We start from the raw sequence: 10,345 nt of genomic DNA, 5'->3' as shown, positions 1-10,345 counted from the left end.
GCTTAGGTCGGTGCGGGGGTAGCGGGTGGCGTCGCTGACTCCTGCGGACGTCAAGCGCTGGGATCTGGGCGCGATCCATGCGGTGTTCCAGACGGCCAGTGGACGCGCGGATACGTTGCAGCGCTTGGGGGACAGCCTCGATCAGGCCGCCAATGTTCTGGCCGACTGGCATGGCGAGGCGGGGGATGCTTTTCGCGCCGACGTGGGCAGGATTCGCCGCGACATCGAGGCCGACGGCGCGGAATCCCAGCGGGGGGCGGCGGCGGGGTCGCGCGCCGAGGCCGACGTCAGCGCGTGCAAGCGCGAGCTGGCTGACATCGAACGGGCCGCTGCGGCTAATGGCTGGACGATCACGCCGGATTGGCGAATCGAGATGGGCGACACCTGGATTGGGCGCGATCCCATCACGTTGGCCGCCGAGCAGCAGATCTTGCAGGACGAACTCACCGCTTGCAAGTTGCATGCCCATACCGCCGACCACGAGCTGGCTACCGCCATCCGCGCCGCCGTCGGCGAAGTCCCGCTGGATGCCGTGGGCCCCCCGTCAGGTGGTGCCCCAACGTCGCTCGGTGCGCCCAATCCCGCGCCTGGGGGTACGCCGCGGACGTGGCAAGACATGCTGTTGCCCGCTGGCCCGGCAGGCACCGAGCCCAGTGGTGCCGCGCCGACGGGTCCGCCGGTGCCCGCAGGTGCGGGGGGCACGGCGCCATCGCTGGAAGACCTCTTGCTGGGCAGGGCTCAGACCCCCGGCCCTGGCGGCCAAGAACCTGCACCAGGCAGCATGCCGGATCTGCTGAGCCGGCTGCAGCAACCCGTTGCCCCGGGGGCACCACGGCCTCGGCTGAACCCTGCAGACGTGGAGAGCTTCAAGGCGCTGGTGCGTCCAACCATGATCCGCGATGGCGTGCCGCCGGATCAGATCGAGGCGCGCCTCAACGAGATTGTGGGGCGCACCCAGCAGTGGATCGACAACGGTATGCCCAACTACGTTCCCCCCGCGCCGCCGCGCCCGCCGCCACCGGGATTTGGTGAAGGATTCGGTGACCGTTGGCGGGCTACCGAACAAGGAATCAAAAACCTAATCGGGCAGGGAGGACCCGGAGCACCCGGCGTGCTCGAGTCATGGCAACAGATGCTCAAGGGCACCGTCGAGACGGTCCAAAACCCGATAGGCGCGGCGATCGATGAAGTCAAGAGTGCGTTGGACTCACCCAGTGCGGCCTACTATCTCGGCGGCAAAGCCTCCGACGCCGCCACGACCCTGCCCACGCTCCTTTTCGGCGGCGAGGGAGCCGCTGTTCGTGCGGGACTTCCCGCAGAAGTCGTCAGCGAAGGTGGTGCACCCTTAGCCGTTGTGCGTGGCTGGGAGCCCACAGGTGGAATGTCGTGGGACGACTTTGCGTCCCAGTTCGGCACTCCACAATCGCGCCATTACCCATTGAATGATGGTTTTCCACCAGGATATGTCCCCCAGCCTGCCCAGCTGCCTGAGGGTGCCATCATCGACCGGTTCGGATCGGAGTACGGTCGCTATCTTGCGCCCGATGGCACCCCTTTTGCAGATCGTGCTTTAGCGCCAGAATCGGTTGGGGGCGGTTACAACCGATACATGGTGACAGGAAAGCCACTACCTCCGGGCTGGCAACTTGTAGAAGGACCAGTTCAACCATGGTTCGGCCAGACGCCGTCGCCTGGCAGCCTTCAATACATGATTTTGGGCCCAGACGGAGTGAAAGTGAGCGTAAAAGAGCTAGTCGACAGGGGAATCCTTGATGAATACGGACCGCGACTTGGAAGATAAATCGGCCGAACTTCAAACTGAGATAAATCAGTTGTCGGAAAAGCTTGGGGTCCGCCCCATGCCTGTCGGCTTCCGAACCAACGATGGCTTGAACATTTATATTGCCGACGATGGCTCATATCACTTCACTTTCTACGAGCGAGGAAAACTTGGTTTCGACCAGTCGGGTAGTCTAGATGATCTTCTCTACTGGTACTGCGAAGATGTTGTCACTCGTGAAGCGGCCAAACTGATTGGTGATCGCTCAGAACGATTCAAATACGAGTACCAAGTATTGAGCCAATTCGAAATCGACTGGGCGAAAAGGCGGGTGCGTGAACTCGCCAATATTTTCCGTAATGACCAGCCAGAGGACATTTCGTTGCTCCCGGACATCGGCGAAGCGCTATGACGCTGGCTCATGCAGCGTCTACGAGACAGCTGGGACGCCACCGGTCAGGAGCTCGGCCCCGCCGACGTCGACGCGCTAGGCTGGCAAATCAACGAGCAGTTTCTCCGAAGCCAAATGGAGAACGGCGTGTTCCCGCATTGAGTACGTGCTGAATGTCAAGGATCCTTCGTTGGAGTCGGGTTGTCCTAGAGTTTCCCCGACGCACTTTCTGCGAAAGAGATCGAGTTCAACGCATGGGGTGAAGGATTTATAGTGGTGGTAGACGACTTCTTACAAGAGGTGCAGATAATAGTTGGACCCTTCCTGTCCGACCTTGGCTTCACCGTCGATGAGGTCGACAGTGCTGTTGACGAGGGGCCGAAGGGTTCGGTTGTCTACTATCGAGGCCAGGACTGCAAAATTCAGATTTATCACTCGTCGAGGGAAGGCGAAATCAATGCGATGATCGCGCCGCTGGATGCGCCGAATGATTACGGCCTGTACGACCGATCCCGAAAATGGCACTATTTCAACGATTTCACCGAGCTGCCTAACCTGCCCGTAGAGGAGCTCGTGCGGAAGCTTCGCGAGGAACGGGCCAGTTTCGAAACTACCCCGAAACGGCTCGAATGGCTCAATAGGGAGCACATAGCCCGGTATTTCGAATCGGCACATGCAGCGATAGTTGAAGGAAAGTGAAACCAGGGCTGAGTAGCCGCCGATGAGCCCAAGTGATGTGGAACGCTACATGGGGTCGATGTTGGCGAACCTCGGCTTTGACCTTGATGAGGTCGACCCTGATAGCGTGTACGACGATCGCCCAGCATGGGCTGTGTTCTACCGCAGTTCTACCTGCAAACTTCAAGTGTGCTGGTCCGCGCGGGACAGCGGGATCGACTTCATGCTCGCGCCACTCGATGCGCCGAACGAATTCGGCCTGCTGAACCGATCAAAGAAATGGCGGTTCATGCTAATGCTCAGCGATACGCATGATGGCCTAACTACGCCTGGACTGGATGCCGACGACGACACAGTGATGTCTTGGCTCAGGGCGCTCTTCGAAATTCACTTTGAGGCTGCCCGGTGCGCTGTTGTCGGAAGCTAGGCAAGACTGCGGCAAGCGCACTGCGGCGGTCGACAGATTGGGTGCCCCCAGCGCGGTAATTCATGCGAACGACTACCTGATTCCTCGGTGTGGGCATAGGCTCCGGCTAGTCGGCGATCGGTTTGGCTGGGCAACTGGGGAGGTTGCCCCAGGTAGTGGGAGCGGCCAGTGTCGTATGTTCTCGCGTTGCCCGAGACGATGTCCACCGCGGCCACGGACGTGGCTTCCATTGGTTCGGCGGTCGCAACGGCAAACCAAGGCGTGGCGGCTGCCACCACCGGGGTATTAGCAGCTGCCGAAGACGAGGTGTCAGCGGCGATCGCGGCTTTGTTTTCCGCCCACGGCCAGTGTTATCAAGCCGTCGGCGCACAGGTGACGGCTTTTCATGAGCGGTTTGTGCAGGCATTGTCCAGCGCGAGCGGGGCGTACGCCGCCGCCGAGGCGGCCAACGCTGCGCCGTTGGCGGCGGTCGAGCAGGCGCTGCTGGCTGTCCAGCAGGAAATTCAGCAGACCCCGATCGCAGCGGCCACCGGATTCCCGCAGGTGTTCGAGACGCTCGTCAGCACGATCTTCGGGTCGCCGGCTGTATCCCCCTTCCCGGCAACGGAGGCGGGGACCTTCACCGGCACACCGTCACTGTTAACCAGATTTGAAGAAGCTGCGCTGTTTCCGGTAAAGCCCCTCCTGAATTTGTCCGGACTGGAAACGCAAATCGCACTGCCCAATAGTCCACTTTTGCAGCTGTTGGCCAGCGACATCCCGCCACTATCGTGGTTTATCGGCAACTCCCCGCCACCGTTGCTGAACTTGCTGCTGGGCGAAACGGTCCAGTACACCACCTACAACGGGATGCGCGTCGTGCAGATCACGCCGGCTAATCCAACCGGTGAATACGTGGTAGCCGTTCACGGTGGCGGGTTTATCTTCCCGCCCTCATTCCTCCACTGGATCCATTACTCGGTGACGGCCTACCAGACCGGCGCGACCTTCCAGGTACCGATTTACCCGCTGCTGCAGGAAGGAGGTACCGCCGGCACGGTGGTACCCCAAATGGCCGGCTTCATCTCCTCGCAAGTCGCGCAACACGGATCCTCCAACGTCAGCGTGATCGGTGACTCCGCGGGCGGCAACCTCGCGCTCGCGGCCGTCGAGTACAACTTGGTGAACCACCCGCTTGACCCCGGGCCGTCGTCGATGGTTCTGCTGTCTCCATGGCTCGACCTAGGTATGACCAACCCAAATATTGCGTTCGTCCAAGACCCCCTGCTCCCGTTTGGGCCTGCGCAACAGATCGGCAGGGTATGGGCAGGCAATCTAGCTATCAACGACCCGATGGTGAGTCCGCTGTACGGGACACTCACGGGCCTCCCGCCGACGTATGTCTACTCGGGCAACTTGGACATACTCTCGCCCGACGTGTTTCGCCTCCAGCAGGCGGCCGTAACTCAAGGAGCCCAGATGAGCTTCGTGCTGGCCAACGGCCAAATACACGACTGGCTCATTCTCACCCCGGACGGTCTCCGATACTGGCCGCAGATCAACCAGCAACTCGGTATCGCTGCATGATTGGCCGTCACGAAGCTGGCTCGTTGGTCGCCTCGCTACGCGGACTGGGCGGCCTCGATGAACAGCGTCGGTACGCCGCACGTGCCATCCCGCACGCTGATCACACGCGTGCCAGGCTTGCGCCCCGGTCGCACGTCGGAGACGTCGAACCCGGCTTGCGCGAGCCGCGTCCGCGCGGCATCGGCGTTCGGAACGCGCCAGGAAAGCCCCCACACCTGATCGGTGAGGTCCGGGACCTCCGCGTCGGACAACGACTGCGCGAGCTCGACGGTGACCCCGCCCACGCGCAGGAACACCAGCCGCATGCCCCAGTCCGGAAAGCTGCGGTCGAGCGCGAGGCGCAGGCGGAGCCCATCGCGGTATAGCGCGATCGCCGCATCCGCATCCGACGTCCGCACCACCACGTGGTCGATCCCGGTGACGATCGCATCCTCGGATCCGACCGGCAGCGCCTCGGGAAGGCGATTCGGTGTCTCGTGCTCGATCGCGATCATCAACACGCCACGGGTACACGTTTCCGGTAGCAGCATGCTGCGCCAGCGCCGGGTGAGCCCAGTCTCGGTATCGCGGCCGACGCCGGGGGACACAGCCGGCGGCTCGAGGCCGTTCGCGGCCAGTTGCCGGTGTGCGGTGTCGAGATCGGAACTGGCGAACGCGAGTCCGATCGGCCCCTCGCCTCGCCGATCCAGGTGCCATGCGACCGTGCGCCCGAGCGGGCCATCGCCGTACGGCGTGATCAGCTCTAGGTAGGTGTTGTCGAGCCGGAATAGCGCATTCGCCGTGCCCCAGCCCGGATGATCGCCGCGCCATGATGGGTTGCGCGACAGCAGCGCGGCGTAGCTGCGCGTGGCGTCGTCGAGATCGCGCACCGCGACGATCACATGGTCGAGCGCGTCGAACACGCACTCAGGATGCCATTTATCCCCGCGCGGTGAGCAGCAGCGCTGCGGCGGCGCCCAATTCCGCGATGGCGTAAGCCCAGTTGGGATAGAACGGATTTCCGCCTTCGACGACGGCCGAAACGACACGACCGACCACCATTCCGGCCATGGCCGCTCTTAATCCTGGTTGACAAGTCCGAGTCGCCTAGCGCCGTCCTTTGTCACGGCGGAACTGAATTCGTTCAGGCACGAATTCACTCAGACTGTTGTCGCTTGGATTCACGAGCTACGTCGGCGGCTTGGTGCACTTGCCGGAACAGCCGGCCCCAGTCAGGCATCCGGCCCCGAGCGGCCAGCAACGGCGCCGGGGCGCCCTGCACCTCCGGCAGGTCGAGAACAAGCCACGCTCCAAACTGATACGGTTGCAGCCGCAATTGAAGTGTGTCGAGTTCGTCTTCTAGGACCACAGGAACTTTCACGAACTCTCCTGGCTGTGCTCGATCTAGCCGCCGCTGAACCTCGTCGAGATCAGCATCAGCAGCAAGCCGCCATCGAAGTTCCTGGCCGGTTCGGTGCGTGGACGAATAGAGCACAAGGTACTTCGCCAAAAGTTTCTCCCTTCGGTGGTGCTGCTGCTGCTCAGGAGTGTCGATGCAGGAAGCCGTGCAGTATCGCCTGGACGAGTTCGTCGACAATCGCCTCTTTCGGGGGTGGCTTTTCTCCGAAAAAGGCCGAACGCAACGCGACCATGCCGACGATCATCGCCACCGTTGAGTGAGCCGGCAGGTCCGGCTGCCTCGATCGCATCCCGCGTAAGCGCATGCCCTCGGCGCTGATCTGACCGAGTACCGCGATGGCCCGCCTGATGTCGGCCATGCCCGCGCTGGCAATTTCCTCCTCGCTGAACGACTCCGAGGCCGCCAGCGTCAGTAACAGGCCTCGGTGTTCCACGACCACGTCATAGAGTCGTTCGACGAAATGCCGGGCCAGCTCCTCTTCGTCGGTCTCCTCGGGGACCACCGACTGCCACGTTCGGCCGAATTCGTCGACGAAGCTCGTAAATGGAACTACCAGGGCTTGCCGAAACAGTCCTGCCTTCGAGCCAAAGTGGCGGAACAGCAAGTATTCGCTGACCCCGGCGGCCTCGGCGATTTCACGCGTCGTGGTGCTGCGGTAGTCCTGGCGAGCGAACAGCTCGCGGGCGGCATCGAGCAGGAGTCTGCGCGGCTCCCCGCGGGGCCGTCGGATCGCCGGACCCGACCTGTCTGCCACGGCGTTCACGATAGTCGGCCTTGACCGGTCCTTATAGAATAGTGTCCACTATTAATATGGGTGCGGTCATCATGCTCGGCACATTGTTTGGACTGATCGCCCTCGTCGTTGGCTTGGTCGTTTACTTCGACCCCGAAGCGCGCGGTGGCGCGGCTGACGAGCAATGAGCGCCGAGTTGACGCCCCTGCTGACGGCGGCGGTTATCTTCGGCTGGGGCAGCGGCATCCTGTTTACCGCAATGGGCGTATACCTGAGCATCCGCGGCCGTCGCATCCACCCACTCTTACTGCTCTGCATCTCGGCGATCTCGTTCTCGTGGATCGAAGCGCCCTACGACTGGGCGATGTACGCGCAGTTCCCGCCCGCTCTGCCTCGCATGCCGTCATGGTGGCCGCTGAACATGACTTGGGGTGGGCTGCCCTCGTCCGTGCCGGTCGGCTACATCGGCTATTTCGTGATGCCCGCCGTGATCGGCGCCCCGCTCGGGCGATGGTTGAGCGCACGGTTCGGCTGGCTCGCAGGGAGAAGGGGCCCGATCACTCTCCTTACCTTGGGCCTTGCGGTTGGCTTCTGCTGGGCCTTCGTCTTCAACGCGTTCATTGGCGCCCGGCTCGGCGTTTTCCACTACGGCTACGTGATTCCCGGGCTTGCAATCTTTGAGGGGACCAAGCACCAGTACCCGATCTATGACTCCCTTGCGTTAGGCGTGCAGATGATGGTGTTCACGTACCTATTGGGCCGCACGGATTCCAAGGGGCGAAATGTCATCGAGATGTGGGCCGACAAGAAGTCGACGAGCCGCCTGCAGTCGTCAGTCGTATCCATCGCCGCGGTCGTCGTCATCGGAAACCTGCTCTACGGGGCGGTCTTTGCGCCCCACCTAGCTACGAAGATGGGAGGTTGGGTGACCTCGGGACCAACCGACCAGCTGTTCCCAGGCGTACCGAACCAACCCCGGTAGGGCGGCCACTGGGCTTGGCTGTCCGTCAAGGCCAGATAAAGGCGAGTTATCGATTCCTCATCTCTTTGACAGCGTCGCAGCAGTTTTGAGCGCGGGGATGCCACACTGCGACTGCGCATTCCGGGAACAGGAGGCAGTGCTTCGATGCGAATCGTGCGAGTGGTTACATGGGCCGCGCTTGTCGCCGTTCTTTGCATGCTGAACCCACTGCCGGCAGCGCCCGCGCATGCAGCACCGACGTGCGGGGTCAACCTGAGTGCCCCGGAGATCCAAAGCGCGATCAGCTCGTTGCCGGCGCTGCCGCAAAGCTACCCATGGAGCACCAACCCAAAAAGCTTCGATCCGAGCAGCAATTACAACCCGTGCACAACCCTTTCGGCGGTCATCATCACCGTCGAAGGAGCGACCGGCGGCTCGCCTGATCTGGCATTGCTCTTCCACAACGGCACTTTCGCTGGGGTAGGCACGCTAAAGGCATACGCTTTCACCTCCATCAACGGGGCTCAGACAACTGACGACACGGTCGCCCTCAACTACAAAGACGACCGGAACGTCTGTACCGCATGCTCTGGACCGATCACCACCGTGAGGTATCAGTGGCAACGCGACCACGTCGCGATGTTAGACCCCGCACCGACGTGGTGAAGTCCAGAAGGCGACGTTTAGTCCTGATTTTGCAAGCTGGCAAGCTTCCGAATCGTTTGAATTTCGCTGTCCTGAAAGGGCCGTCCATTGGGGAGTAGGAGGTCGCTGAACCATACTTTCGGCGGCTTGGGGTACGGGTGGTCCCACGAATCCCATGGCAGGTACGTCTGAGTCTTTCCGGCGACCAAACCCCAATTGAACGCACCAACGTTGTGCCGCTTCGCAATTGGCAGGATTCCCTCGACCGTGCTGCCCTTGGACCGAGCCAGATACTCGGTGCAAAGGATCGGCCGCCCCAGCGGGGAAAGTTCGGCGATCCGGCTCTCGAAATCGGCTGGCGGAGCGTAGCTGTGGAATGTGATCACGTCCGAGTTGTCGAGTTGAATGCCACTGATTGTGCTGCGGCGCCCCGGATCTCCCCAGCTTCCTTGCCAGACGCCACTCGTCAATGGCTGAGCAGGATCAACCGCGCGCGCCCACCGAAACACTTGCGGGAGCAAGTCCGCGACAAGCTGAAGCTTGTCTTTCCGCTCCACATTCCGATACACGCGCGCGGGATTGTCGGGTTCGTTCCACAGGTCCCACCCCAAAACGCGGTTGTCACTACGGAATTGGCTCAACACTCCCGTGACATAGTCGTGCAGAACGCCGCTGTATCGGCGATCGCCGAGGCGGTCAGCACCGGGACTCTGCACCCAACCGGAGTTGTGCACACCAGGCCTTGGCGCGCGCTGAGGACCCAGCCTGGGGAACGGATCCCAACAGGAGTCAAATAAGACAAACAATGGCTTGATGCCGCGGTTGGCGGCGATGGCGACGAAGTGCGCGAGACGGCTCTGGAATCCTTGGCGATCCTGGGCCCACAGCTGATCGTGGAGGAAGACCCGCACAGTGTTGAACCCGTGCAGCCGCGCGACCCCCAACTCGGCATCGATGCGCCGGGGGTCATAGGTGCCGGGCTGAAACATCTCGAGCTGATTGATGGCGTTGGAGGTGATGTAGTTCGCGCCGACGAGCCAGCCTTGCGCCTGATACCAGCTATGGGCACGGTCAGCGGGCCAACGGCCGGGTTCGGCGGTGGCGCGGGGAGCTCGGGTGAGCGCCGTGCCCACTGCCAGCGCCAGCGGTAACTTCAGGGCGGTTCGGCGGTGCACGAACAGACGATAAGTTTTTCGGCGACGTGTTTAGGCTTGCTCGGCGACGTGTTTAGCCTTGCTTATCGATTCGCAATGATTTCGTTGTGTCGCAGCGGCTTACGGCGATGCCAGCCGATCGCGGAAACCCGGCCCGGGCTCCGGTGTCACGTTTCTGGCGGTGATCTCTTCGCCGCAGCGGGCGCACACCAGGCGGGGATCGACGAATTCCCCGCAACTGTGGTGACGCAACAGAATTGGTGGGCCGCCTGGGTGCGGCAAATGTTCGTCCCCCCACCGCATCAGGACGACGATCGCTCCGAAGAGTTCGCGTCCCGCGTCGGTGAGCCGGTACTCGTGGCGCTCGGGCTCCTGCGAGTACGGCACCCGGTCCAGCAGGCCCACATCGACGAGCATCCGCAGCCGCGACGACAGCGTGGGACGCGGAATGTTGAGGTTGCGCGCGAGCTGGCCGAAGCGCTGCACCCCGAAGAACGCCTCGCGCAGGATGAGCAGTGTCCAGCGTTCGCCGACCAGCTCAAGCGCTCGGCCGACCGATTCGCCTTCGAAACGGTGGGATAGGTCGGCAGCGGCCATAGTTCAACCACTGT

General features: G+C 62.2%; 15 protein-coding genes. 9 read left to right on the top strand and 6 right to left on the bottom strand.

The window, feature by feature from the left end; genetic code table 11:
* The first annotated feature begins 25 nt into the window (after positions 1-25).
* The 6 genes from MSIMFI_RS21225 to lipY all read left to right on the top strand — a co-directional run bounded on the left by MSIMFI_RS21225 (position 26) and on the right by lipY (position 4,842).
* The gene (locus MSIMFI_RS21225; RefSeq protein ID WP_224770351.1) at positions 26-1,801 is read left to right on the top strand and encodes a TNT domain-containing protein; all 1,776 of its coding nucleotides are present in this window, start codon (positions 26-28) and stop codon (positions 1,799-1,801) included.
* A complete protein-coding gene (locus MSIMFI_RS21220) occupies positions 1,773-2,192 on the top strand; it encodes a hypothetical protein (protein WP_224770350.1) in 420 nt (139 codons plus the stop codon). Before MSIMFI_RS21225 ends, MSIMFI_RS21220 begins: the two co-directional genes overlap by 29 nt.
* Before the next feature lie 9 nt (positions 2,193-2,201).
* Complete coding sequence (locus MSIMFI_RS29035; RefSeq protein WP_263597428.1) at positions 2,202-2,333, top strand: hypothetical protein; 132 nt, start codon at positions 2,202-2,204, stop codon at positions 2,331-2,333.
* Between the two features lie 111 nt (positions 2,334-2,444).
* On the top strand, positions 2,445-2,870 hold the full coding sequence (locus MSIMFI_RS21215) for a hypothetical protein (RefSeq protein WP_191498996.1): 426 nt from the start codon (positions 2,445-2,447) through the stop codon (positions 2,868-2,870).
* A 22-nt stretch (positions 2,871-2,892) separates the two neighbouring features.
* Positions 2,893-3,276 (top strand): hypothetical protein, encoded by a 384-nt coding sequence (locus tag MSIMFI_RS21210; protein WP_191498995.1) that lies wholly within the window; start codon positions 2,893-2,895, stop codon positions 3,274-3,276.
* Positions 3,277-3,474: 198 nt separating this feature from the next.
* Positions 3,475-4,842 carry a triacylglycerol lipase LipY gene (lipY, locus tag MSIMFI_RS21205; RefSeq protein ID WP_396820551.1) on the top strand — a complete coding sequence of 456 codons (1,368 nt, stop codon included), beginning with the start codon at positions 3,475-3,477 and terminating at the stop codon, positions 4,840-4,842.
* Between the two features lie 35 nt (positions 4,843-4,877).
* On the opposite strand, the gene MSIMFI_RS21200 is transcribed toward lipY, so the two are convergent.
* From MSIMFI_RS21200 to MSIMFI_RS21185, 4 genes are all read right to left on the bottom strand, one after another.
* The gene (locus MSIMFI_RS21200) at positions 4,878-5,744 is read right to left on the bottom strand and encodes a VOC family protein (RefSeq protein WP_191498993.1); all 867 of its coding nucleotides are present in this window, start codon (positions 5,742-5,744) and stop codon (positions 4,878-4,880) included.
* 16 nt (positions 5,745-5,760) lie between these two features.
* Positions 5,761-5,892 carry a DUF4345 family protein gene (locus tag MSIMFI_RS21195; protein WP_191498992.1) on the bottom strand — a complete coding sequence of 44 codons (132 nt, stop codon included), beginning with the start codon at positions 5,890-5,892 and terminating at the stop codon, positions 5,761-5,763.
* An 85-nt stretch (positions 5,893-5,977) separates the two neighbouring features.
* On the bottom strand, positions 5,978-6,202 hold the full coding sequence (locus tag MSIMFI_RS21190) for a hypothetical protein (protein WP_191498991.1): 225 nt from the start codon (positions 6,200-6,202) through the stop codon (positions 5,978-5,980).
* 160 nt (positions 6,203-6,362) lie between these two features.
* The gene (locus MSIMFI_RS21185; RefSeq protein WP_224770349.1) at positions 6,363-7,004 is read right to left on the bottom strand and encodes a TetR/AcrR family transcriptional regulator; all 642 of its coding nucleotides are present in this window, start codon (positions 7,002-7,004) and stop codon (positions 6,363-6,365) included.
* A gap of 32 nt (positions 7,005-7,036) precedes the next feature.
* Here MSIMFI_RS21185 and MSIMFI_RS29030 point away from each other — a divergent pair, with 32 nt between their 5' ends.
* From MSIMFI_RS29030 to MSIMFI_RS21175, 3 genes are all read left to right on the top strand, one after another.
* Positions 7,037-7,162, top strand: a complete 126-nt coding sequence (locus tag MSIMFI_RS29030) for a hypothetical protein (RefSeq protein ID WP_263597433.1) — start codon at positions 7,037-7,039, stop codon at positions 7,160-7,162.
* Complete coding sequence (locus MSIMFI_RS21180) at positions 7,159-7,956, top strand: spirocyclase AveC family protein (protein ID WP_191498990.1); 798 nt, start codon at positions 7,159-7,161, stop codon at positions 7,954-7,956. The genes MSIMFI_RS29030 and MSIMFI_RS21180 overlap by 4 nt, the downstream gene beginning before the upstream one ends.
* Before the next feature lie 195 nt (positions 7,957-8,151).
* Positions 8,152-8,601, top strand: a complete 450-nt coding sequence (locus MSIMFI_RS21175; RefSeq protein ID WP_224770348.1) for an LppP/LprE family lipoprotein — start codon at positions 8,152-8,154, stop codon at positions 8,599-8,601.
* Between the two features lie 17 nt (positions 8,602-8,618).
* On the opposite strand, the gene MSIMFI_RS21170 is transcribed toward MSIMFI_RS21175, so the two are convergent.
* A complete protein-coding gene (locus tag MSIMFI_RS21170) occupies positions 8,619-9,755 on the bottom strand; it encodes a glycoside hydrolase 5 family protein (protein WP_191498988.1) in 1,137 nt (378 codons plus the stop codon).
* A 99-nt stretch (positions 9,756-9,854) separates the two neighbouring features.
* Positions 9,855-10,331: a winged helix-turn-helix transcriptional regulator gene (locus MSIMFI_RS21165; RefSeq protein WP_191498987.1), complete on the bottom strand. Its 477-nt coding sequence runs from the start codon at positions 10,329-10,331 to the stop codon at positions 9,855-9,857.
* Positions 10,332-10,345: the final 14 nt, after the last annotated feature.

The organism is Mycobacterium simulans (assembly GCF_900232995.1).
Lineage (GTDB): Bacteria > Actinomycetota > Actinomycetes > Mycobacteriales > Mycobacteriaceae > Mycobacterium > Mycobacterium simulans.
The sequence above is the reverse complement of the archived record's forward strand: the minus strand, read 5'-3'. Positions and strand labels throughout refer to the sequence as shown.